This window comes from Cupriavidus sp. FW305-3-2-15-C-LB2, assembly GCF_058787575.1.
This window is the reverse complement of the sequence record NZ_JBYSZW010000014.1, coordinates 1-22,467: the sequence shown is the minus strand read 5'-3', so window position 1 is coordinate 22,467 and position 22,467 is coordinate 1. Positions and strand designations below refer to the sequence as shown.

At 60.8% G+C, this 22,467-nt stretch carries 22 protein-coding genes and 1 pseudogene; 13 read left to right on the top strand and 10 right to left on the bottom strand.

Features of this window, described 5'->3' with window-relative positions:
* Positions 1–37: 37 nt before the first annotated feature.
* The 4 genes and pseudogenes from AC3WRR_RS12740 to AC3WRR_RS12725 form a co-directional block, all read left to right on the top strand.
* A pseudogene (locus tag AC3WRR_RS12740) lies at positions 38–151 on the top strand (DUF5131 family protein); the annotation flags it as partial.
* A gap of 485 nt (positions 152–636) precedes the next feature.
* Positions 637–909, top strand: a complete 273-nt coding sequence (locus tag AC3WRR_RS12735) for a hypothetical protein (protein ID WP_058698170.1) — start codon at positions 637–639, stop codon at positions 907–909.
* A 54-nt stretch (positions 910–963) separates the two neighbouring features.
* Positions 964–1,554, top strand: coding sequence for a hypothetical protein (locus AC3WRR_RS12730; protein WP_058698171.1), 591 nt, complete (start codon positions 964–966; stop codon positions 1,552–1,554).
* Between the two features lie 52 nt (positions 1,555–1,606).
* Positions 1,607–1,759: a hypothetical protein gene (locus AC3WRR_RS12725; protein ID WP_158577659.1), complete on the top strand. Its 153-nt coding sequence runs from the start codon at positions 1,607–1,609 to the stop codon at positions 1,757–1,759.
* 1,128 nt (positions 1,760–2,887) lie between these two features.
* Here the strand turns inward: AC3WRR_RS12725 and AC3WRR_RS12720 are convergent.
* Positions 2,888–4,039 carry an integrase domain-containing protein gene (locus tag AC3WRR_RS12720; protein ID WP_058698173.1) on the bottom strand — a complete coding sequence of 384 codons (1,152 nt, stop codon included), beginning with the start codon at positions 4,037–4,039 and terminating at the stop codon, positions 2,888–2,890.
* A gap of 1,112 nt (positions 4,040–5,151) precedes the next feature.
* Between AC3WRR_RS12720 and AC3WRR_RS12715 the strand changes: the two genes are divergently transcribed.
* The 3 genes from AC3WRR_RS12715 (at position 5,152) to AC3WRR_RS12705 (ending at position 6,863) form a co-directional block, all read left to right on the top strand.
* Positions 5,152–6,153 (top strand): PRTRC system protein D, encoded by a 1,002-nt coding sequence (locus AC3WRR_RS12715; RefSeq protein ID WP_058698174.1) that lies wholly within the window; start codon positions 5,152–5,154, stop codon positions 6,151–6,153.
* A gap of 11 nt (positions 6,154–6,164) precedes the next feature.
* Positions 6,165–6,647 carry a hypothetical protein gene (locus AC3WRR_RS12710; protein ID WP_143010732.1) on the top strand — a complete coding sequence of 161 codons (483 nt, stop codon included), beginning with the start codon at positions 6,165–6,167 and terminating at the stop codon, positions 6,645–6,647.
* Positions 6,648–6,737: 90 nt separating this feature from the next.
* Positions 6,738–6,863, top strand: a complete 126-nt coding sequence (locus AC3WRR_RS12705; protein ID WP_256333827.1) for a hypothetical protein — start codon at positions 6,738–6,740, stop codon at positions 6,861–6,863.
* A gap of 83 nt (positions 6,864–6,946) precedes the next feature.
* Here AC3WRR_RS12705 and ltrA read toward each other — a convergent pair whose 3' ends face one another.
* Positions 6,947–7,981: a group II intron reverse transcriptase/maturase gene (gene ltrA / locus AC3WRR_RS12700; protein WP_081050307.1), complete on the bottom strand. Its 1,035-nt coding sequence runs from the start codon at positions 7,979–7,981 to the stop codon at positions 6,947–6,949.
* Positions 7,982–7,998: 17 nt separating this feature from the next.
* On the opposite strand from ltrA, the gene AC3WRR_RS12695 reads away from it, so the two are divergent.
* From AC3WRR_RS12695 to AC3WRR_RS12685, 3 genes are all read left to right on the top strand, one after another.
* A complete protein-coding gene (locus AC3WRR_RS12695; RefSeq protein WP_058698175.1) occupies positions 7,999–8,286 on the top strand; it encodes a DUF5372 family protein in 288 nt (95 codons plus the stop codon).
* 52 nt (positions 8,287–8,338) lie between these two features.
* Entirely contained in the window at positions 8,339–8,671 is a 333-nt protein-coding gene (locus AC3WRR_RS12690) for a DUF6788 family protein (RefSeq protein ID WP_058698176.1), read from the top strand.
* Between the two features lie 136 nt (positions 8,672–8,807).
* A complete protein-coding gene (locus tag AC3WRR_RS12685) occupies positions 8,808–10,880 on the top strand; it encodes a recombinase family protein (RefSeq protein WP_058698177.1) in 2,073 nt (690 codons plus the stop codon).
* Positions 10,881–10,888: 8 nt separating this feature from the next.
* On the opposite strand, the gene AC3WRR_RS12680 is transcribed toward AC3WRR_RS12685, so the two are convergent.
* From AC3WRR_RS12680 to AC3WRR_RS12645, 8 genes are all read right to left on the bottom strand, one after another.
* Positions 10,889–11,224 (bottom strand): reverse transcriptase family protein, encoded by a 336-nt coding sequence (locus tag AC3WRR_RS12680; RefSeq protein WP_176844252.1) that lies wholly within the window; start codon positions 11,222–11,224, stop codon positions 10,889–10,891.
* A 1,000-nt stretch (positions 11,225–12,224) separates the two neighbouring features.
* Complete coding sequence (locus AC3WRR_RS12675) at positions 12,225–13,448, bottom strand: ISL3 family transposase (RefSeq protein WP_116318649.1); 1,224 nt, start codon at positions 13,446–13,448, stop codon at positions 12,225–12,227.
* Positions 13,449–13,601: 153 nt separating this feature from the next.
* Positions 13,602–13,811: a hypothetical protein gene (locus AC3WRR_RS12670; RefSeq protein WP_058698180.1), complete on the bottom strand. Its 210-nt coding sequence runs from the start codon at positions 13,809–13,811 to the stop codon at positions 13,602–13,604.
* Between the two features lie 103 nt (positions 13,812–13,914).
* Positions 13,915–14,991 (bottom strand): primase-helicase zinc-binding domain-containing protein, encoded by a 1,077-nt coding sequence (locus AC3WRR_RS12665; RefSeq protein WP_058698181.1) that lies wholly within the window; start codon positions 14,989–14,991, stop codon positions 13,915–13,917.
* Positions 14,992–15,203: 212 nt separating this feature from the next.
* Positions 15,204–15,773 carry a single-stranded DNA-binding protein gene (locus tag AC3WRR_RS12660; protein WP_058698182.1) on the bottom strand — a complete coding sequence of 190 codons (570 nt, stop codon included), beginning with the start codon at positions 15,771–15,773 and terminating at the stop codon, positions 15,204–15,206.
* A 12-nt stretch (positions 15,774–15,785) separates the two neighbouring features.
* Positions 15,786–16,586, bottom strand: a complete 801-nt coding sequence (locus tag AC3WRR_RS12655; protein ID WP_058698183.1) for a hypothetical protein — start codon at positions 16,584–16,586, stop codon at positions 15,786–15,788.
* 3 nt (positions 16,587–16,589) lie between these two features.
* Complete coding sequence (locus tag AC3WRR_RS12650) at positions 16,590–17,018, bottom strand: hypothetical protein (RefSeq protein ID WP_058698184.1); 429 nt, start codon at positions 17,016–17,018, stop codon at positions 16,590–16,592.
* 96 nt (positions 17,019–17,114) lie between these two features.
* Entirely contained in the window at positions 17,115–17,423 is a 309-nt protein-coding gene (locus tag AC3WRR_RS12645) for a hypothetical protein (protein ID WP_058698185.1), read from the bottom strand.
* Between the two features lie 597 nt (positions 17,424–18,020).
* Here AC3WRR_RS12645 and AC3WRR_RS12640 point away from each other — a divergent pair.
* From AC3WRR_RS12640 to AC3WRR_RS12630, 3 genes are all read left to right on the top strand, one after another.
* On the top strand, positions 18,021–19,229 hold the full coding sequence (locus tag AC3WRR_RS12640) for a coiled-coil domain-containing protein (protein WP_058698186.1): 1,209 nt from the start codon (positions 18,021–18,023) through the stop codon (positions 19,227–19,229).
* A gap of 12 nt (positions 19,230–19,241) precedes the next feature.
* The gene (locus AC3WRR_RS12635) at positions 19,242–20,417 is read left to right on the top strand and encodes a FlhC family transcriptional regulator (protein WP_058698187.1); all 1,176 of its coding nucleotides are present in this window, start codon (positions 19,242–19,244) and stop codon (positions 20,415–20,417) included.
* A 530-nt stretch (positions 20,418–20,947) separates the two neighbouring features.
* Positions 20,948–21,961, top strand: coding sequence for a CAP domain-containing protein (locus tag AC3WRR_RS12630; RefSeq protein WP_058698188.1), 1,014 nt, complete (start codon positions 20,948–20,950; stop codon positions 21,959–21,961).
* Positions 21,962–22,467: the final 506 nt, after the last annotated feature.

Genomic DNA, 22,467 nt, shown 5'->3' with positions numbered 1-22,467 from the left:
CACGCCGTACCATCGACATGTTCGAGGATGTGCCAGCATGAGTGAGAACACCCGTATCGAGTGGGCAGACCACAGCTGGAAACCGTGGCAGGGGTGCCCGAAAGTGGGCCCGGGCTGCGACAACTGCTATGCCGAGTACTCTGGCTCACGAACGACCCGGCCAGCGTCCGCGCCAACAACCTGCGTGTGCTGGAGGCGCACACGGCATGTCACCAGCGCCTGATGGACGCCGGCGGGGAGCGCAGAACCACCGTCTATGGTGATGGCGCCTACCGAATCCGGCCCCGGTCCTTTGGCGAGCCCACACCGGGCCGACTATCGCGAAATGTGCTCGAGCGGGGCCAGCGGTGCAGTACGGCAGGAAGCCGTAGCGCTCGGGTTGCCACTTCATGGCACCATGCAGCCGACGGCAATTCCTGAGTTCTTTGTCCGCTTTCTCACCGAACCAGGCGACCGGGTCATCGAACCGTTCCGCGGCACGGTTCGAACTGGCCTCGGCGCTGGACGTATTGGCCGACGCAGGCTCGTCTCAGAATGGATTCTTCAATATATCCGCCGTGCCGCCGAGTTGTTTCGAGAGGCCGCCGGGTTCCACCTCCACCCGGCCCTGCACTGGGCCAATCAACCAAGGTAGCAATGCAGCAGTTCGAAAACGACCAATCCGAATACCCGAAGCCTGAGACCGTCCTAGCCATCCGCGGCGCGATCGCAACCGGCCGCCACGGCGGTTCGATGGGGCCTGAGGGTCACTGGCTCAACGAGTTCTGGCAGATCGGCCGGACGCTTCGCGACCACAGCGAAATGCTGCAGGGCTTCCAGGGCACGGCGCGCCGCGGCCTGCTCAGCACTTCGACGCGATACCTCGCCATCAACGAGCCGGTATTCGAACAGCCCGACGAGCGATCTTAACGGGCAGCCGGCCGGTGCAAGGCATAATTCCGGCTTCTCCACCCGGACCTTGCCATGCCAACCGGCCTGCTCAACTGCGCCCACTGCGATGGCGCCCCCCTCTTCATCGCCGGCCGTCTGCAGGCTGTCGTCGTCTGTGAGGAATGCGGTATCTCAACGTCGCCAGTCCGCCTGGAATCCACCGACACGGACACCGCTTCTGCGCAGTTGCGCGCGATCTGGAACTCCCGGGTGGAACACCGGCCGGCAGACCAGCAGACGATTTCCATGCTCGCCCGGCGTGAGCTGACCTCGTCCGACATCCCCTATTTCCTGAACCTGCTCGCATCGACTACCACCGATTGGGCAACGAACGGGCCGAAATTCGCAGCCATGGCCGCAGCGTTGGCGCAGCCGGGTTTTCAGTTCAAGCACGTCTCGCCGCCGGAGACCGTCATCGAGGATGCCGGCCGCTATCGTAAGGTTGTTCGGCGATCCAAGGTTATCTATATCGATGGTGCCCCAATGGTCCGGTTCGAACACGTACCCGCCCTGACTGCGATCATCGCTGAAGAGGCGAAGGAGAACGACGAATGGCCGTTCCCAATTCTAGAAGAGTTCGTCGCCCGAGCCGTGGACAGCCTTCCGGATAGCACCGAACCTTGACTTCGCCCGGCCTGCGGCAAGCTGGAAGCGCTACTTTGATCTGGAAATCCAAATGCTGCGGCCGCCCGCCCTCTCGATCCTCTTCTTCCTCGCACCGACCAAGGTCGGCGCCAAGGACTTACCGGCACCAGCCTGTGCTTACGTATTCGCTCATGGCCAGCAGCCGGTCATCACCAAGGCCAGCCACACCCGAATTCTGTGCTAATGCGCATATGCGGTCATGCACTCCGCCCAGACGCGAACGGCGCTCTGGTCTGCGAACACCTCACTCGGGGGGCGGCTGATGCCGCTCGCGCGCTGCCGCGGGACAGCGACTTCTACGAGGAAGAGCGGTTGCCTGCCGGTGAGCGAGGCAGCTTGCGCGACTATGGACGTGGCGCTGGGCTCGACCGTGGCACCTGGCATCCAGCGCCGACTTTGGCGACAAGGCGTCGCAGGCCGAGAGCTTTAGGCTGGCAGGCCTTCCGGACGAAATCAGGGAAGCGGATTCGCCCCCGCAGCGCGCCAGCGTCGCGGATGAATGCCGACTTTTGCGCACCAGCCGCAGCCTACATCGCGCGCAATGATGCGGCACCTGCATACAGTGTAGTGAGCATCGCAGAACTGGTTCACTTTGCCGGCGTGGATCCCTTCCCATCGCTGCCAAAGTCGATGCGAATGTCCCCGATGGACTTGCCACCGCCCATGCCGGCATCCGGGCGAGCGGCCAGCGCGGGCGCGTTTCATTCGCCTGGCTGGCCAGCGCCGACTCGGCAAAGGCGGTGCCGGCTCCAGACGCTGTACAGGAGCTTGTCCGCGCGGCCGGCTCCTTGGTCGCGCTGGCGGCAGCCTACGCACGATCGTCCCCAACTCGCGTTCCACAGCGCACCGACCTTCACGGTTGTTGGATGAGCTCTTGCGGCCGTACGCTGGCTTTGCACGCAGTCGATTGTCGCGGTTCGATAAGGCAAAGCGATACCGGACGAAACGACCCAAGTGCAGGCCATGGCGCTACCAGTTCCTGCAAAAGGGATCGCAAGGACCGCCGTGAGTACGAGTATGGAAAGAACCAGCCAGCCCCAGTCCAGATAGCTTTGCTAGCTCAAAGACCCCCCAGTTGCCGCAACAGAAATGGCAACGTGCCGCTCGCGGCAGCGCTGGATCGAGCCCTCGCTAGATTTTGCTCGATGGAGCGACGCGGCTTTTCGGTAAAAGCGACCCTTCTCCTGCGAGCATTCTGGGAAAACAGTATGAGCATGCTCATACCTTCGCGATCGAGCGTTTGCCGATACTGGCCGGAAGGCCGGCCGACCAGCGTCGGATAAGAGCCCGCTTCCGAAGAGCAGTCCCGGCCTCAGCCCTCCTTCGCGAGAATTCGATAAAGCTTGGTCCTTGAAATCCCAAGCTGCCGCGCAGCCACTGCTTTGTTGCCATCGGCGGCCAAGATAGCGGCCTTGACCTCATTCAGAGTGGGTTCCTTCTTACCCAAGCTCAACTGGGTGGAATAGGTAGAAAGATAGGCATTCGCTTTGGTCGCCCGGCTGTGGCCAGCGGCCTCCACCACCTTGCGCATCGCTTCGCGGTGTGCCTCCACATCAACAACTGGCCCGCTCCCCTTCACAGCCGCCGGCTGGCCGCTCTCCCGCTTATACATCTGCTGCAGGTATTGGTGACGCAGCCCGTGCGCCGTCACACCGTCGCCGTCTTTGGTGATTCCGTGCTTCTCCAGAACGGTATAGAAGCGTCGGCGCCACCGAGTCTGGGAGAAGGAAGCAGGCATCAGCGTGCCTCGCTCCGGATTCGTGACGTATGCAAGTGTTGCCGCTTGCCCGAGCAACTCGTACTGCCAGCCGAACTCTATCGGGACCCGGCGGGCGCGCCCGCCTTTTGTGCCGTCATGCACGAGCAGCATTCCCGATGGCAGGACGTCCAAAGCAGGCCGCAATCGCCAGCTTTCCTTTGCTCGCAGGCCAAAGCCAGCTTCCAGCTTGAGCTGCAGTGCGACGTGGGCGTCCGTGACCGCGATCTCGGCGATCTTCGCCGCCGCATCAATGCCCTTGCCATCCCACGAACGGTCTTCGCGCGCAACATAGCTGCGCTCGTATCCGGCCGGTCGCTGCACATAGTCTTCGATTCGGCCGACCACGTTGGTCTTCCCCATCCATGACATCAGCGCACGCAGGTGGGTGAGGCGTAGCTCCACCGTTCCCACGTTCAGCTTGCGCTCCTCCACCCAATACTGGACCAGCCAGCGGATGTGCTTCTGCCGAATGCTGTAGGGCGAGGTTACGGCCATGCCACCAATGCTGCGCAGCTCCACGAACATGGCGAGAAGTGCCTGCACGCGCTGTCGCTGTGACATCTGCGACAGCGATCTGCCGCTAACTCGCGTCCCGCTATGCGGCAGGTGCAAGTGTTCCGCAGCCAGTACTGCGAACTCAGCCTTGAATCTCTCCGGCAGGTTGTATTGGTTAATGATGGGGCGCAGGTTGATAGTCTTAGTCATACGGCGTTCTCGAACTTTTGCGCTTCGCGCGTGCGGCCACGGGCGAGTGTCCGCCATGGGACCTCGCAGCTCGCTGCTGGACAGCGCCGACCCCCGATCCGGCTTTGTCCCCTCGGTGCTCCGGGGTACCACCCCCAGCTTTCCAGCCCACCCAGCCGGTCTTGCCACTACCTTCCTGTCCTTTAGCGATGCCAAACCGATCAGCCCTGAGCATGGAAGCAATGCGTCGTGACTGTCCGCAGTGCGGGCGCAGGCCTTCGCCTTGCACGCCGCTGCGCGGCCACCCTATCCGGTGCATCAATGGATGCCAGCCTGACGGCGCCAGGGATTTCGTCCTGGTGCAGCCGGCCGATGCCGTGATGAGTGATTACTTGTTGCGCCGTTCTGGTACCGGTAGCGCCCCCCGGGTCGATATTGCTCAGAAGCCTGCGTCCACCGCTCGTTCGGTACGCAAACAGCTCCCCGCCCCAAAGCCGGATCATCCCTGCTGCGGTGTGTCGGGCTTCGTGATCCGCGCCCAGCCAAGCGGCTGAAAGGGCGTCGGGCATTCGTGGAAATTCCACAGAGCACCTGTCCGGTGTCCGGCTTCGGAATTGTCCACACTGCGGTCTATTTTCACGAACAGACCGCCAATCGGCTTGGTATCGCGGTGTCCGGTGTCCTCACTATCCGACACGGTCCATTTGATTTAATTGAAAAAAATGCCGTTTCAATTTCCGGCGTGAACAACTGGCGATCGCAAGGCCCGAATGTCGGGGTTTTGCGTGCTGGATTTGCCGCGCAACTGGCGGCGAGGTCGATGCGTCGGGGACGCGGTAAGTGCTCGAAGCATATACCAGGCATGGGCCAAACGGCAACGTTTGCCACTGCAAAATCGCGAGCTTTCGGCGACTTGACTTCGATTTTCCGACGGTAGAGTGGGCTATGTCGATGTGCCATCTAATCCGACGCTCTCAAAGCAAGACCGACAAAGTCCGACCAAGTCCCAGATGCTCCCACCGACCTGAGGCGAGTGAATGGGGCTCGGAGGTACAAAGTCCCACTTGCTCGGAACACGAAGGACATTCGACACATCGGAGCCATCCACTTCAATGAATCGCCAAGGAGCACAAATGAGAATCTCGACCGTCGCAATCGATGTTGGCTACGGCAACACCAAGTCCGCCTTTCCGCTTGGCTCGGACATCGCAACCAACATGTTCCCCTCGCTGGCACCCATTGCCGCAACGTCCTCTCTCACCGCGCATACCGGCGGCATCTTCCGGGCTCGAAACGTAGTGAATGTGGAGGTCGATGGTGCGCGATACGAGGTCGGACCCGATGTTTCGCTGAGCGCCGCTCATGTCCATACCGGTCGCTCCCTGTCTGAGGATTATGTAACGACACCCAACTACGCTGCCCTGCTCGCCGGCTCGCTGCACTATGCCAATGCCATGGAAGTTGATCGGCTCGTCCTGGGCCTGCCGGTGCACAATACGCTGAAGTACGCTGCCTACCTCAAGGACCGTTTCACCGGCACCCATAACTTTGGGTGGGGCGACGTTCACATCAACAGCGTGCTCCCGCTGCCGCAGCCGCTGGGCACGCTGATTACGTACATCCAGCAAAACGGCAAGAAGTACGACCCTGAGAACGCATACCTGGTGATCGATGTCGGCTACTTCACAACCGATTGGGTGGTGGCGCGTGGCTACACCATGGACGACACGCGAAGCGGCGGGGTGCCTGGAGGCGTCGCGCGCATCTACCAACAGGTGGCAAGCCTCATCTCGGCTGACCGTGGGCATCCCACCGACAGCATCGAACGCATCGACAAGGCCATCCGCGACGCCAAGCCAATGGTGTTTTTCGGTCAGGATCTGGACGTTTCGCCCTACCTGGCAGAGGCCATGGCCGTCACCCATCAGCCGGTCAAGGAAATCCAGGCACGCGTCGGCCGCACCGACGATATCCGGGCAATCATCCTGACTGGTGGCGGGGCCCAGCTCTACGCCCCGACAATTCGTGCTGCCTTCCCGCACAACGTGATCCACATCATGGACGCGCCCTGCTTCGCCAACGTTCGCGGCTTCTATACCATCGGTTCCGCACGGCAAGTCGCCAAGGCCGCCTGAGGACGCCCGCCATGGACAAGCTCCAGATGACCGTGACGCTGTCCGCCGACTCGGCTCCTGATCTGCTCGCGTATCTGCGGCAGTTCCCGGGAGCTCGGGAGCGGGCGTTCATGCTTAAACTGCTCGCGCAACGGGGGCTGCAGCTTGTGCTCAGCGCTGGTCCCGACACGCTGCTGCGTCCTCCCACTGCTGCAACGACGCCGACCGTTGCAGCACCGGTACCGCCTCCACCGCTGCTGGCTCACCCCGAACCCTCAGGAGCGAGGGAGCGGGAGACCGCCGCACCATACGCTACAGTAGCCGCGATCCTGCCATTGTCGCCGGCTGCGGCAGGCCGGCTTGCTGCGGATCGACCGCAGGTTGCCTCAGCCCATGCACAGGAGCGGCCACGGGCTACACCGGCGCCCGCATCTGAGCCTGCCGCGGACGGTCCTGATCCGCTTGCGGGACTGGATCTCGGTGCGCTCAATGACGCAATGGCGCGATTCGGCTAAGCGAGAATCTGCGGCGCACGGCGGCGCTTGACTCCGCCTCTTCATGTGGCAACCTAATAGCATTCAGAGAAAACAGGAGGATACCGAGCCATGTTTGAATACCTGTCCACGACTCAAGGCATTAACCGCTTCGTCTTCACTGTCCTGATTGGGTGGTGTCTTCTGGAGGCCGTCCTGGTCGTCTACAACGGCGTCAAAAACCGAAAGCGCGGCTGATCTTCGATCGGGATAGGGGCAGGCCTCGCGGCCTGCCTCCTCCCACACCACCGTGCATACGGGTCCGTACACGGCGGTTCGGATCAGTTGATCGGCGATGGTCCCAGCGACGGAAGGCCCAACGAGCGGAAGTAACGATTCGACAGCGCCTTGTTCAGTGCCGGGCTGTGGCTTAGGCGCCAGACACCGTGGGGCGAACCCGCCGTTTGTGCGGCAAGGTTGCGGTCCACGCCTCGCGCAACTAGCTCCCGGAATCGGGTCCGGCCACGCTTCCACTGCGTCCAGAAGAAGCAGCGTAGGCGGCGTCGGGTCCATTCATCCAGTTGCTTGAGCACGCTGGGCGTTTCACAGAAACCAAAGTAGCCACGCCAGCCCGTCAGATATCGTTTCAGCGTGCCGATCAACTGGTCGACGCTGATCCCGCGCGAGCGTTGCGTCAGTTCCCGGACCCGATCCTTGAAGCGAGCCAGGGCCTTGGGCGCGATGCGCCTTCTGACCTGCTCCCGCCCCAAGAAGGTGAAGCCCAGAAACTTCCGAGTGTGTGGCCGGGCGACCGCGCTCTTCGCCTCGTTGACCTTCAACTTCAGCTTGCTGGTGAGGAAGGCTTTCAGCCCACCCATCACCCGTTGGCCCGCGCGTTCGCTGCGCACGTAGACGTTACAGTCGTCTGCGTACCTCACGAAGCGCAGTCCGCGTCGCTCAAGCTCGCGGTCTAGATCGTCGAGCAACAGATTGGATAACAACGGTGACAGCGGACCGCCCTGGGGCGTGCCCTCGTCCGTTGCACCAACCAGCCCGTTCTCCAGCACACCTGCCGTCAGGAAGGAGCGGATCAGCTTCAGGACGCGCCTGTCGCTGACCCGCTTCGCCACCCGGCTCATCAGGATATCGTGGTTCACGCGATCGAAAAATTTCTCGAGGTCGAGGTCTACAACCCAGCGATGCCCTGCCTGGATGTAGCCCTGTGCGCGCTCCACGGCCTGATGCGCCGAGCGTCCCGGACGGAAGCCGTAACTGGAGTCCGAGAACGTCGGGTCCCACTGCCTTTGCAGCACCTGCAACACTGCCTGCTGGACGAACCTGTCGAGCGCAGAGGGGACGGTCAGCGCGAACTGCACAAGCGCTCAACGAGCATTTGGGATGGGCTGAGATCCGCCATCCGTTTCATCCGCTCCGGGGCCAGCGTTTTCCGGTCCTGAAGACGCGCCGGGTGACAGGCGTCGACACATTGCTACTGGGTCATGTCGAGCGCGGCAGCTTCAGCATTGCCCGCGAATGGACCGACTGGGGCGCGCCTGCCGTCGAAGACGATTGCGAGATCCCTGTGTCTCGCTTCGATCTGGGCATGCTGCTGGAGCTGATCGCGTTGATCGACCAGCTTGCCGCTTCGTCCTCCAAGAAGTCATCAACCAAAGGAGCTTGATCAATGCATTTCATTGCCCTACTATCAGACCAGTTTTTAACGTGGTCCGCCAATGGAAGATATTCCGTCGTCAACATTACGCAGGCGTCGCGCGCAATTGCTCAAGCAAATGCCGGCGTTGGACACGCTCTTGCGGGGCTCGCTCATCGAACGCTACAAGCGCTGCGGCAAGCCCGGCTGCAAGTGCGCCGATGGCCCAGGTCATGGCCCCAAGTACTACTTGTCGGTGAGTTTTCCCGGGCGCCGACCACAAATGGACTACGTGCCACAGGCCGATTACGCCGACGTCACCGAACACCTGGCGAACTATCACCGGGTCCGCGAGATCATCGAGGAGATCTGCGAGATCAATCGCGAACTATTACGCCGCCGCGAGGCGCTATAAGGGGCGTCGGTGAGCCAGTCGCCGCTGTCGCTCACCAACTCCATCGACCTGCAATCGGCCGGCGTACTCATCGCCAACATGCTCGAAGCCTGGCTCATCGCAGAGCCCGCGCTGGAGTTGACCGAGGAGGCCGTCGATGAACACCAAGATCACCCCCCAACATCAGAGCAAGCCGGCGTACATCTATATCCGCCAATCGACGCTGGCCCAGGTGCGACACCATCAGGAGAGCACGGAGCGCCAGTATGCGTTGCGCGACAAAGCGCTGGCATTGGGCTGGCCACAAACGTCGATCCGGATCCTGGATCGGGACCTCGGTCAGTCAGGCGCGCAGATGACGGGCCGCGAGGACTTCAAGACGCTGGTGGCAGATGTCTCGATGGGGCACGTGGGCGCCGTGTTTGCGCTGGAGGTCTCGCGCCTGGCGCGCTCGAATCTGGACTGGCATCGCCTGCTCGAGTTGTGCGCCCTCACCCATACCCTGGTAATCGACGCCGATGGCTGTTACGACCCAGGCGACTTCAACGACGGCCTGCTGCTCGGTCTCAAAGGCACAATGGCACAGGCGGAACTGCACTTTTTGCGCGGGCGCCTCCAAGGCGGCAAGCTCAACAAGGCGCAGAAGGGTGAGCTGCGCTTTCCGCTCCCGGTTGGGTTGTGCTATGACGACGAAGGCCACATCGTCCTGGATCCCGATGACGAGGTGCGCGGCGCCGTGCAGTTGGTGTTTCGTCTCTTTCGAGAGACCGGCAGCGCATACGCGGTCGTCAAGCGCTTTGCCGAAGATGGCCTGCGCTTTCCGAAGCGCGCCTATGGCGGCGCCTGGGCGGGCCGGCTCATCTGGGGGCGCCTGAGCCATGAGCGCGTGATCGGCCTGATCAAGAATCCTTCGTATGCGGGCATTTATGTCTTTGGACGGTACCAGTACCGCCAGCGCATCACGCCACAGGGGGAGGTGCATAAGCGCGTGCAGCCGGTACCCAAGGCAGACTGGCGCGTCCATCTACCCGACCATCACGAGGGATACATCAGCCCGGAGGAGTTTGAGCGGAACCAGGCACGCCTGGCGGGCAACCGGACCAACGGTGAAGGCACCGTGCTCAGCGGTCCGGCGCGTGAAGGATTGGCGCTGCTTCAGGGGATGCTGATCTGTGGCTGCTGTGGTCGGGCGCTGACCGTGCGCTACCAGGGTAACGGTGGCATCTACCCAATGTACTTGTGCAATGCGCAGCGCCGCCAGGGTTTAGCGACCAGAGATTGCATGAGCGTGCGCAGCGACCTGCTCGACAACGCGATCGGCGAAGCGATGCTCGCGGCCCTGCGGCCAGCCGAACTCGAACTCGCCGTGACCGCCCTGAACGAACTCGAGCAGCGGGATCAGGCCATCATGCGTCAGTGGCATATGCGCATCGAACGCGCCGAGTATGAAGTCGCTCTTGCCGAGCGTCGCTATCAGGAATGCGATCCCGCCAACCGTCTGGTCACGGGCACCCTCGAGCGGCGCTGGAATGACGCGATGCTTCGCCTCGCAGCGATCAAGACGGAAGCCGCCCAGTTCCAGAGCCAGAAGGCGCGCGTTGCCACACCCGAACAGAAGGCCCAGATCCTCGCACTGGCGCGCAATCTGCCGCGCCTCTGGCGTGCTCCGGCGACCCCGGCGAAGGATCGCAAGCGCATGCTGCGACTGCTCATCCGGGACATTACGGTCGAGAAACTTCCCGCAACCAGACAGGTGGTCCTACACGTGCGTTGGCAGGGCGGCACCTGTACCGACACCACCGTGACTTTGCCCAAGCCGGTCGCCGACGCGATGCGCTATCCCACTGCAACCGTCGAGCACGTGCGCAAACTGTCGCAACATTTGTCCGACCCGCAAATCGCTGCGCACCTCAATCAGGAAGGCCTGCGCAGTTCAACTGGCAAATCGTTCACGCTCTCCATGGTCAAATGGATCCGCTTCCGGTACGGGATTGCGGCGACCAACTTCATGCGGCCTGACGAACTCACGGTTCAGCAACTCGCTCACCGACTGGGCATCAGTCCACACGTCGTGTATTACTGGATTGAGCGCCAAGTCGTCCACGCTCGTAAGCTCGACGGGCGGGGCCCATGGTGGATCACGCTGGATCCCGTCAAGGAACAGCAACTGCGGGACTGGGTGCGCACTTCAGGGCATCTTCGGGGGCAACATTCCCACACTCAACTGTGAGAGGTGCATTATGAGATCACCGTCGGTATGCCGAGATTGCGGAACTCCCCCGGTTTGCCGACTTTCGGGATCGAGACCTGCCGGACCGGTTGCGGCTGATAGGTCCGCGCACGCAGTTCTGCCTGCAGACGGTCCAGATGCTGGTCCGCCTGTTCGGCAAAGTCTGCCACGCTGATTCCATCGACACCGCCACTGCCCCGGTTGGCCCGGACTCGCTCCCAGGCGACTTCCAGATTCTTCCGTTGAAAAACCTTGTCAATTAATGAGTGGACCTTCCTTGCTTCCATCGGGTTGATCCAGTCAGACAGTCTCCTCGGGCGCGGATGTACGGGTATTTCACTCATGGAACTGATCCTCCTCCGTGTCCTTACTCACTGTCGTCCGGGCTCTTCCCAATCATCTTCGCCGGCTGCCTTCCCCGACCCACTTCTGTCGCCGATCGCTCGGTCACGTGGTTTTGGCCACGCTTCAGGTACTACTCAGCCGTCCGACTACTGGCACAGCACCGCTCGCCACTTCGCTCCTCGCTTATAGGCTCACTTCCCGCGGTGCCACCCGCAGACTGTGCCAGTCCTCCTGAGGTCACACGCTGTTCTTCCGTACCGTGCCGTCCGCAAACACCTTGGTGCGGTGGGTGAATGAGAACGCCTTCGCCCCCATACTGCGGGCTCGACCTTGCCCCACCTTTGGCCGACCGGTTCGTCATCGGGGCAGCCCCCATCGACTACGGCCCGGTACTTCTCCTCATGCCCTTCGGATTCCACCTCGCGGTGGACACCCTGCCCTCCGGAGACCTACGGGAAGGTGGCTCCAGGTCTGCCTTGGCTGTCTCCGGCTTTCGCCTTCGTGCCCGGTTAGGCATCTCCATACCTGCCTTCTCTCTCCGGCCAGCGAGGCATTACCCCCGCTTTTGGATATGACGCCCCTCATCTGAGCGTCAGAGGGACTTGAACCCTCCCGAACAACGCGCTGCTCAGCGCACAATATGGCCTCTGCTGACTTCTACACCGCCATCCCGACGCCTCTCGACGTCGGTAGCACCATGGCAGCGGTGCAGATCTCCCCGGGTATGACGCACCCACCTTCACGCTTATGCCTGTCGGATATACGCCGCACCGTTCCGTGCAAGTACTGGGCTTTGGCAATTTTGGCTACCTCACCCCGATACGACGCCTCATCCGCTTCCTGTTCGTCAGGCCAGCGCTTTGCCTCGGACTTCCTTCAGACTCCCAGTCGCCCGGGAAACCCTTGTCTCTGGCTAACACTTCCCCTTGCCGGGTGTGTAAGGGACTTGCACCCTCAAGTGAGTGCGCCCTGCCGGGCGCACCAAAAAAAAAAGGTTCTTCACCGATTTCCGGGGAAGGCCGCCCGGATCTTCAGGAAGAAGTAATGGTCATCGCGGAAGCCATAGGCCATCCGTTTGATGACCTTGATCCGGTTATTGATGCCTTCCACCAGATTGGTTCCCAACGGCCAGCGGCTGTGAGCCAGGATGCCGGGTAAATATGGCTTGAGGCGTTTGGCGAACAGGCACAGAGGTGCGATGCCGCTGGCCATTGCGCGCTCGTACCACCCTTGCCAGAAGCGCCGGGCGTAGCCGGGATGCCGATATGTCCAGAGCGTCTTGAGATCGTCCTTGAGCACGTAGACGGTCATCAGCGCTTGGTTGGCAGCCAGTATTTCATCAAGCCGGATCTGATCGGCCTCACGCGTGACGTTCTCCCGATTGCGCAGCAGTAACCAACGAGAAGACTTCACCACCTGACGAGCGGTCTTGTCGCCGCGCAGCCGATTAGCCTCATCCACCCTGACGCGGTCGATGACCTCACGACCGTACTTGGCCACCACGTGGAACAGGTCATAGACAACCTCCGCTTGCGGGCAGTGCATCCGCACTTCCAGGTCGTAGGCGGTATTCATGTCCATCACCGCGGCGCGAAGCCGGGCACAGCCTTCAGGGCCAAGCAGCTTGAAGAAGGGCCGGATTTCCTCTCGGGAGCGACCGCGCCCGACCCAGAGTACCCGCTTGCTCGACGGCTCGACGATGACTGTGGCATAGCGATGGCCCTTCTGGATCGCAAACTCGTCCATCGCGATCACCGTGACCCCGCTCAGATCGACCGGTCCCAATTCCCGCTCAAGATGGCGCAGATCGATGCGCTTGACCGTGGTCCAGGCCAACCGGTAGAAGGCCGCGACATGGCGCAACGACATGACCTTGCACAGTTGCGCTACGCTGGCCGCAAGCCGCGTCGTAACCCGCGCATAGGGCGCGAGCCAGTCCAGGCGCTCCAGCTTCGGGCCACATCGCCGGCAAGCCAGACGAAGTCGCGGCACGATCAGCTCCACCGGAATCTCGAACACAGGCAGATCCCGCACGCGCCGCTCTACCCGATCATGGATACTGCTAACGCCCCGACCACAGCCATCGCAGCACCGCCTACGGCGCCCCTTAGGTTCCAGCCGGATGATGCAAATACGCTGCCCATTGCGGGTCTCTTCCCAACTATCGCGCATGCGATAGCCTTCCCAGCAGCCGAGCTGGGCCATACAATCGCGTGGGGCCAACCTCCACCTTCCTGATTCTTGTTGTGTCGCAACTCCAAGATAACAGTGGTGGGCGTGTTGGCCCTTTTTGTTTCTAAACGGTCACGCAGATCGGCGAAGAACCAAAAAAAAGCCCAGCAGTTTGCTGGGCTTTTTTGTGAATGGGATGGCCTCTCAGTGAAGAGTCGGCGCCAAACAGTAGTCGAGGGCGGAATCGAACGAGAACTTCCGGTCTAGGAACGTGAAGCCACCGGACGGCTCTCGGCGGTACACATCGAAGAATTGCGCTTCCGATTGTCCGGCCTGAACTTCCGTAGCGGCGGTCGCACGCATAGCTTGGATATGCAGTTTATTGATGATTGCTGTGAAACCCTTTTGCGGCATTGCTTTTCTCCTCGGAGAGCCTGCCAAGGGGGGACTCCTTCCCTGTGGGAAGGACCCACAGGGCAGAGGTTAGGTAAGGCGCCACCGGCTGGTGGCGAACTGATCAGGCGGTAACAGCCTGTTGAGACATCAGGCGCAACTGGTACTCGGTGCGCCATTGATCGCAGAAGTCGGTTCCACGAACCTTTGGTCGATGCATGACGGTGTGCAGCCCTTCGGCGCGCAACCGCTTTTCCAACGCGAGCGCGTCGGCCATGCCTGGGGACTTTCGGGTCTTCGGGTCGATCCTGTCAAAATCCGCGAAGATGTGGACCGTGCGGATGCCCAGGTCCGGCGGCACCACAAACTGACTCAGCAGTACCCGGTTGAGGCAATTCCATGCCGGCACGCCGAAGAGCATGTACGCCGCATAGGCGCTCTCCAGCCCTTCCGCGACACCAACTTCACCATCGCGCGGTTGCATCAGACGCACTGCACCACCGGTCAGCGGCAACGCAGACACACCATTGCGCTTGGCCGGGAGGATCTCCCCATCCGCAGTGATTATCGTCGCCTTGGCGGGCTGTCGCGGGTCGAGCGACGTGCGATGCACCGTGGCCATGCGCCCATCTGGCCGTGTGAATTGCGCAACGATGGTCGGGTAGCGGCCAACAAGCTGGCCTTCATACCAATAGTCCTGCACCGCCAGGCGCAAGGCCGTTGGCCGCGGCGCGCGCAGGCCAGGAACCCGGGCAGCAAGATAGCGCATGGCGTGATCGCCAGGCACCAGCCCGGCAGCAGCTTCCCACTGCTTCGCAATACGCCGCATCTTGGTGGCGGGATCTACTGCTTTCCCCCGGCGAGCTGAATTTGGCCTCGTAAAGGGGGGGTCGATCGGCACAGCCCGCTCGCCATTCAAGTCCCGCCACAGTTCCGAGTAGGTCATGCCGGTGTAGCAACGCACGAGCTCGAGGCCGTCGCCGGCTTTCGGATTCCCTGCATTGCACTTCCGGCAGACCCAATCGCCGCGGCCGCGTTTGTTGTCATAGGTAAAGCGGTCATGGCCACCACAGAGGGGGCACGGACCTGGGCGTCCTCGCCAGAAGTTGTCCGTCAGGACTTCCGCTGGCACGTACTGCCTCACCAGAGCGTCCCATTGAGCGGGCGTCCAGCTTTTTACGATATCACTCAGTTCTTTCATGGGATGGCTCCAGGTGGAGGGTTGGTCGATGCCTGAGACAGGCGAAGGAACGCTTGCTCAAAAGACATCCCGGCCGAGGCCAGAAGGTCTTTTCAGCATTGCGTTTAGCTGAGGGGAATATGGGGATTTGGCCGAGCGGCCGAGAAAGGCACCGCTGCTACCGGGCAAGCCGGTAGCAGTTAGTTCAAAGAGGCACTTCTTGGAGGAGCGCGTCAGTACATCGGCGCGCCATCGTTGCGGAAGGGAATGCCATCGAGCACTGCAGGTCGCGCGAAGGGAATCTCATTGTCGTCGAATCCGCCGAATCCACCCGACGGCGGTTGCGCAGGCTGCTGACGCGCCGCGCCCGAGCGTTGCGTTGGCGGAGCCGAGCGCTGCTCGCTCCCACGACGCTGCTGCGAATCCGCTCGCTCTGCGCCGGCATCGCCGTCGTCATCGTTGACACCCGCGCGACCACTGAGCATCTGCATTTGATCGGCGACGATCTCGGTACTGTACTTGTCCTGGCCGGACTGATCCTGCCACTTGCGCGTACGAATGCGGCCTTCGATGTAGACCGGCGAACCCTTGCGCAGGTACTGACCAGCAATTTCTGCCAGCTTGCCGAAGAACGAAATGCGATGCCATTCGGTGGCTTCCTTCATTTCGCCGGACTGCTTGTCCTTGTAGCGATCGGTGGTCGCAATACGGATGTTTGTCACCGCGTCGCCACTGGGCATGTAACGAGTTTCAGGATCTGCCCCGAGGTTGCCCAGGAGGATGACTTTGTTGACGGATGCCATGGTGCTTCCTATTCAATGAACGAGATTGATGTTCCAGACCCACCTGTCCCAGAGCTTCTGCTCTCCGGTCCTTGGGTCCTTAATGGGATCGCCAGTCTTCTTATCGAAGGCTGGCACCTTTTCCTTGCGCAGGCGTTTGACCGCAACACGGTCACCCAGCTTGCAACCGGCTTCTGCGAGAGCGTCCTTCAGACCTTCGCCCTGCAGGGTCTTCTCGCCGGCACTCGTGTACAGCTTGACGGCAAACGAAGTGTAGGTACGAGGCCCGCCAGACTTACGGTTGGGGAACTCCATTTCGCCCCACTCGATGAGCTTGCCCACGGTGTAGGCGGAAGAGGAACCCTTTTCAGAGGAGGCGCTTCCGCCCCCTTCCCGCTCGCCGTCTTCGCGTTTGCTGCGCGATGGCTGGGCGCCATCCAAGCTACGCGTTGGCTGAAAGCGGCGCCCTCCTGCTGGCGCGTCACTACTTGTCGGCACGTCCGGCGTGAGTTCGCGCTCGGCTTGAAAAATGACGTCAGCCGCGACCTTCTCCAGCGCTTCGCCTGGATGCACGCTGACCTGTTTCCAACGAGGGATCACCTCCGGCAGCAGCTTGTCGCCATACGGCGTGCTTTGCAGCCGATGATGAAAGCCCCCAACGAAGTGGATCACGCGATCACCTTCGTCCCGAAGCAGATGGGGGACGCCGTGAACATAGAACTGCCGCTCGTTGGCGGCGCCCGTGCCGACCGGGATCGTGCTGGGAGAGGATGACCCTCTGTGTTCCGCGCTCAGAACACCGGCCACACGCTTGATGAGATTGAGCCAAGTCATGGTCTAAAGAAGGGAGCCACAGCACAAACGTCGGACCACATCGAGGTCGCAACGCAGCCTGGCATGATTGAGAATCACGTCTTGCAGGGTCTCAGGGTCGACCCCGGATACTGCGCAGACGTAGCTATATGGCAACGCGCCATTCCAGTAGCCAAAGATCCAGCCGAGCGTCATCGAGTATTCCTCCAGATCGAGAGGCCGATTGCGCATGCGGGCACGCAGCATCTCGGCACAGTCGATGAGGGACTCCGGCATGTTGTCGCCGCGCCGGCTATCGCAGGCGAGGCTGATGAGAGCGTCGACCATTTTCTCGCGCACCGCCTTGCTCCAGAGAGAAGGGTCGGGCAACGGGTCGAGCTTGGGAGGGGGCACTACGATGGCGGCCGCCTCACCGAAGAAGTCGAGCTGCCATCCCGCTGTTGTCGTTTCCATGATGGTCTCCGGACAGGCACCCGGAGACCCGCCAGCCGGCGGATAACGGGTACCCGCGACAGGTGGAAAGCGCCGCCTCAGAGAGGCGGCAACGGATCAGGAACGGTCGTGCGTTCCCGCTCGACGAAGCGGCGTCACCACAGCCGAGCGTTCATACGGTTGCTCGAGCGGATCTCCCACTTGATGCGATTCGTGCTTCGATTTGGATTGGGTATCCGGCATCGAAACCTTCGGCGCTGCGGGCACGGCCTTGTTCCAGACCATGGCCCGGTGATACAGGAATGACAGTCCAACGACGGTCACAAAGGCACCGACGATGAACGACTGCGACGCCATGTACAACACCATGCAGAGCATGAAGAATTTGAATGGACGCTTGATGAGATTCGTGACAAAGGATTCCATAGTTTCTCTCCAGAAACGTTGCAAGGGATTTCCTGGCAGATGCCAGGCGATGGTTCGATGCTCCGAGGGAGCAAGGAATCTCTGGAGGAACAGCTGCGCTTCAACGCGCTTGCGGCATGCAGTAGCGCATGGCGAAAGCACGCTGGCGTGGGCGGGGGACTATGAGATTGAGCGCTGCCGCCATTCGGCGCGCACTAGGTCGATGCGTCTGAACGCAGGTTTGTCACGATCCTAACGACAGAGGATCAAGGAAGGTAGGCAGAAAGCTAACCAAAACACGGTGGCTTTCCGGGAAAAACGCATGAGCATGCTCATGGTTTGAGGTCGCGTCCGCAAATTAAGGTTTGTTTATTTCTGTTTTTCGAATGTCTAATATCGACCCCTAACGTTAGGGGTAAACCCCTAAATTCCCGGGCAAACGGTACCGATAAGCGAAGCATAAGCAACCAGCTTTGCACCTGTCCCGGCAAATGACACCCCTAAATGAAGAGCTTTTGCTGACCAAAAGGCGTCGCACGTTCCGTACTCTCCATGAGGACTTGACAACGCTTCTGGGCCGTAACGCTGGTTGTCAGGTTCCTTCCAAGTGAGCGAAAAATGCCGCAGAAAAAAATCAAAACTGAAGACGTTCCTGCCGTGCGGGCAGACATCGTGAATTTCCCTGTGCAACCTGAGGTCTCCCGAGCGGAGATAGCCTTACGCAATGCGCTCGGGACTGTCCCAGTCAACGAGGACGCATTCAGCCGTCTTCTTCAATGTGTCCGAAACATTCAGCGCACGAAGGACAAGATCTCTCGTCTGCTCCAGGACCTTGGGGCGGACCTTCAGCTCATGCATGAATCAACGACGGAAATCGTCGCTGCTGAGTATGGCGACACCCGAGCGGCACGGTCACGCGCGCGGGAGATGTTCTTCACCATCGCTGAGGACGCACTCGACCTCACTCGTAGCCAGGCACAGCTATACCTGAGTCTCTACCATCGCTTTCTTCAGCACAACGGCGCGCTTTCGAAGCTCAATATTGGTGAACTTATGGTTCTACGCCGGCGTGACTACTCCGCGGAGGAAATTGACGCGGTCATCGAATTCAAGGAGAACGACCCGGCCTACCATCGCAAGGACATTCGCAAGTTCGTCGAGCGGCTTCGTAAGCAGGAGGAGGAGGTTATCGACGTCCAAACCAAGTTGGACATCGCGACAGCGGAACTTGCAAGTACGGTTTCCGAGAATGCCGACAAGGATTTTGAGATTAGGCGCCTCAACACTGAGCTCGGACGATTGGCGTCAGAACGCGACGCGGATCGGGAAGCGCTGAGTCACGTACGGGAGGAGATGACCCGGCAAAACTTGAGCTACAGCGCTATCCGGATGCAGATCGATGATCTGGAGCGCGAGAAGCGAGAGCTGCAGGACCGCATGGCGTTCTCGAAGGCCAATACCCGCCCGGAAACCGTTGAAGTGCAAGTGGTTCCGCTAGGCTACGCCTCCCTGGAAGACGCCCTGGCCGCCAAGAATGACGAACTCTCCGCGGCAAAGGCAGAGCTGGCCGATATCCAGTCGCGGCGCCAGCAGATTGAGGACGAAATCGCAGAACGCTCGTCCGTCCTGGATAAGCGTGCGCGCGCCCGTGATGAACTCGCCAAACTGGTGACGGAATTCGAGCAAGTCGTTTCGACATTCGCGTCGGTGCAGCTCGCCGTACAGATGGCCGGAGACGTTTCCGAATTCCGCCCGGCCTTGACGGTGCTCGACAGCATCGTCTCACGTCTCCACGCCGACATTCGCTCGGCCCTGAATGCCCGATGAGAGCAAAGAGCTATGCTACAGCACTCCCCCACCGCCGAGTTTGAGCGTTTGCGACTCACCAGGATGACATGCGATCGGATTCGGTCGGCAAACTATCACCTCACCGATCACCTTGCGGAACTGCTCGGCGCGCACCCTGAGCTTGAGCAGATGCTGCATATTGGCAAAGGTGGCGTCGACAAGGTCCGCAAGGCGGAGGCCACGCAACGCGATTTGATGGGCACCCCGTTCCTCGTTGTCGTGCCGACGCTCTCCGAGGTACAGGACTGGCGTTGCTTGAGTGAAAACACAACGACCACACTGGCCGTCGACACACTGCGTTCTCAGTTACCTGGCTGGACCAACGACGACAAGCTTCGCTTGTTCTACAACAATCGCCATTACATTTGGCTGATGGTCGAGTTGCTCCACGTCAGCATTCTGGCCGCGCCGCTTCTCGGGATCACCAAGGAGCTAGCAGAGTATCTGCGTTCGCTCCCGCAGCACGTCCTTGACACGGCCATTGCGCGGGTGGACTTCCCGATTTTCCGTTGGCGCCTGCATAGCAAGACTTTCTGGATCGACTTTGATTCCAGTCGGCTGGGGACCGATTCGAAAGGGCATCACTTCCTGACCTCCACCCCGCTGCGCGCCGATCGCTTGGCGACGAAGAACAGCTGGACGAACCTCCGGTTGGAGCCATTCCAGAAGAAGGTCTACAGCGAAATGATGGTCCGAAGCTACTGCCGCGCCTCGACTATCACATCGCTGCTGGGCATAACCTCGACACGTACCCGCAAGCTGTTCCACCTGATCCACGGAAAATCCTCTCCCTCCGGTCAGCTACCGACGTCGACCGCCTGGTACTTCGAACATCCTACCCATCGCCTTCAGGCGACGACCATCGTCACGCTGTATCGCATTGCATTGGCGTTCGGCGCCAATGTTCCGGAGGCATTCATCGCAGCCTACGATCTTTTTGAAAAATTCTTCGGAACTTCGTCCAAGATCTCTGCCGATCGGGCATGTCACATTTGCCGAACCATGTCCACCGATGCGCAATTGGAATTGGCACCTTGCAGGGTATGTCGGACCCCCTATCTCATTGCAAACGCGGCGCCCCGTATTGAACTCAGCCACGCATTCTCCTGCCCCGGCTGCAGTGGGCTACTTGGCGGTCCAAATGGCGCGGCGCGCCGGCACAAATAGATCAAAGAGGACTGAAGGATGATGAGTACCGCTATTCTATTCGTTCTCGTCTTTGTAGTGCCCCCGGTCCTGGCATACATGCTCGCGCGGCAATGGGGATGAAGCGGCTGGAAGTGGGCGTTGATCTGCTTCTGCACGCATTACATCGGCCTCTTCCTGCTGTATCTGCTGCCGTCAAGGGAGACCCCAAAGCTTCAGCAGTACTGCGAGAAGCATCCCGAATGCGCAACGAATATTGGCATGGCCTGCTATTGCGGATCGCGCAGCATCCGCCTGTGGCGCGAACAACGGTTCCTCTCCATGCGGCAGCACCATATTTGCAACCACTGCGGCCGGACCCCTTACACCACTGATGCTGAAGCCCCACCTTCAGGGGGTCAAAGTTGGCTTTAGTTTGTCGTCTAGATGGTGTTCCCCTTCGTGTATGCTCACGCCGGCCGAAGGCTGGGCGCGGACTTGACTTTGCGCCCCGGACGTTAAGCTAAAAATAACGGACCGATCCCCGGCCGATTCAAAATCAGAGAAGAAAAATGCAAAACTCCAAATTCGCTTTCTCGGTCCTGGCCACGGCCACGGCGCTCACTTTGGCCGCATGTGGCGGTGGTGGTGGCGACGACGGTGGCTCCAAGCAGGAGCCGAGTACACCAACCACGCCAACGGTTCCGCAGGCTCCGACGTCGGTGCCGCCGGCGACAACGGTCTCCGCCCCTTCGTACCCCAGTGGCGACCTGCGTCTGGCAGCGTTCAATGCCCTGAGCGACTATCGGATCAAGATGGGCGTCGGTGCCCTGAAGCAAGATACAGCCCTCGATGTTGCCGCGGACAACCACGTCGCGTACCTGAAAGCAAATTCTGCGGTTGGCCACGACGAAACTGCCGGCAAGCCCGGCTTTACCGGTGCAACTCCTTACGAACAGGGCGTAGCCGCGGGTGCCTCGAAGGACCAGTGGATCAGCCAAGCGGCAGATGGTTCCATCGGCTGCCTGGCGGACTTTAGGAACTCGGTGTATCACCTGCAGGGCATCACCAGCAACCAGGAGACGATCGGCCTTTCCATTCGTGACGGTTATTGCGTTATGAATTTTGGCGTAAAGACCGGTGCAAACGGCAGCGGATATGGCCTCCCGCAGTGGGGTGGACAGCAAATGGCGACGAACGCCTTTGCTTATTCTCCAATCGACGCCGAAAGCGTCCCAGGAACATTCACCGCCACCGCCGAGTCGCCAAGCCCGGCACCAGATCTGCCGAGCGCAGGCCACCCTGTCATGTTCAGGGTTCCAGCTCCCAATGCAAGTGACGTGCTGACGGTCTCAAACTTTATCCTCACGGGCCCAGCGGGTAACGCAGTTCCCGCCAGAGTTCTGGTTGCCAGCGCCGCGAAGCCGAGCTCAGTCGCTTCGGCTATCTCGGATCCCTACGTCTACAGTGGAGTGGCCTTCCTTCTCCCTACCCAACCGCTCTCGGCTGGCACTTACACCGCAACTTTCGCGGGCGCTCGCAACGGCGTAGCCATCAGCAAGTCTTGGAGCTTCACGGTATACTGACGTAGCGCCAAGCTGCAAAATTGGAAATGGCCCGCATCGATGCGGGCCATTTTCTCTTCTTCCGCGGGCTAGTCTCACTGCACTGTAGCGCCGTTATTACAAACACTGGCCGGCGCCAGGTATGTCCAAGTGAAGCACGTCCCTGGGCCGTTGCTGCCGCCGCCGGTCAAGGCCGAGTCGAACCCAGGCCCAGTAACGGCTTGAAACTGCATTGACGGTGTGCCATGAGTGATGACCCACCCGTTCACGACCGTCGACGCCCCCGGATTTCTCACGGTGACCAGCGCAGACGTCAATGCTGCGTATCCGCCAGAAGCTTTCAACTGATCGTAGGGGACACTGCCGAACAGCACATACTCTACATTACTGCCCCCGAAACCTTGCCGGGATGTGTACGAGTATGCGTACGGGGTAGCCGCTGGAACCGGCACGCCGCCACCCGCCGCAAAGCCGCCAGCAACAAGCACAAACGTCACCGTGTTTGGCGGTGGTGGAGGCGGTGGTGG

Coding starts and splice junctions, on each gene's coding strand:
- AC3WRR_RS12735 (WP_058698170.1), top strand. CDS start 637: ATGCAGCAGTTCGAAAACGACCAATCCGAATACCCGAAGCCTGAGACC.
- AC3WRR_RS12730 (WP_058698171.1), top strand. CDS start 964: ATGCCAACCGGCCTGCTCAACTGCGCCCACTGCGATGGCGCCCCCCTC.
- AC3WRR_RS12725 (WP_158577659.1), top strand. CDS start 1,607: ATGCTGCGGCCGCCCGCCCTCTCGATCCTCTTCTTCCTCGCACCGACC.
- AC3WRR_RS12720 (WP_058698173.1), bottom strand. CDS start 4,039: ATGACTAAGACTATCAACCTGCGCCCCATCATTAACCAATACAACCTG.
- AC3WRR_RS12715 (WP_058698174.1), top strand. CDS start 5,152: ATGAGAATCTCGACCGTCGCAATCGATGTTGGCTACGGCAACACCAAG.
- AC3WRR_RS12710 (WP_143010732.1), top strand. CDS start 6,165: ATGGACAAGCTCCAGATGACCGTGACGCTGTCCGCCGACTCGGCTCCT.
- AC3WRR_RS12705 (WP_256333827.1), top strand. CDS start 6,738: ATGTTTGAATACCTGTCCACGACTCAAGGCATTAACCGCTTCGTCTTC.
- AC3WRR_RS12690 (WP_058698176.1), top strand. CDS start 8,339: ATGGAAGATATTCCGTCGTCAACATTACGCAGGCGTCGCGCGCAATTG.
- AC3WRR_RS12685 (WP_058698177.1), top strand. CDS start 8,808: ATGAACACCAAGATCACCCCCCAACATCAGAGCAAGCCGGCGTACATC.
- AC3WRR_RS12680 (WP_176844252.1), bottom strand. CDS start 11,224: ATGAGTGAAATACCCGTACATCCGCGCCCGAGGAGACTGTCTGACTGG.
- AC3WRR_RS12670 (WP_058698180.1), bottom strand. CDS start 13,811: ATGCCGCAAAAGGGTTTCACAGCAATCATCAATAAACTGCATATCCAA.
- AC3WRR_RS12665 (WP_058698181.1), bottom strand. CDS start 14,991: ATGAAAGAACTGAGTGATATCGTAAAAAGCTGGACGCCCGCTCAATGG.
- AC3WRR_RS12660 (WP_058698182.1), bottom strand. CDS start 15,773: ATGGCATCCGTCAACAAAGTCATCCTCCTGGGCAACCTCGGGGCAGAT.
- AC3WRR_RS12655 (WP_058698183.1), bottom strand. CDS start 16,586: ATGACTTGGCTCAATCTCATCAAGCGTGTGGCCGGTGTTCTGAGCGCG.
- AC3WRR_RS12650 (WP_058698184.1), bottom strand. CDS start 17,018: ATGGAAACGACAACAGCGGGATGGCAGCTCGACTTCTTCGGTGAGGCG.
- AC3WRR_RS12645 (WP_058698185.1), bottom strand. CDS start 17,423: ATGGAATCCTTTGTCACGAATCTCATCAAGCGTCCATTCAAATTCTTC.
- AC3WRR_RS12640 (WP_058698186.1), top strand. CDS start 18,021: ATGCCGCAGAAAAAAATCAAAACTGAAGACGTTCCTGCCGTGCGGGCA.
- AC3WRR_RS12635 (WP_058698187.1), top strand. CDS start 19,242: ATGCTACAGCACTCCCCCACCGCCGAGTTTGAGCGTTTGCGACTCACC.
- AC3WRR_RS12630 (WP_058698188.1), top strand. CDS start 20,948: ATGCAAAACTCCAAATTCGCTTTCTCGGTCCTGGCCACGGCCACGGCG.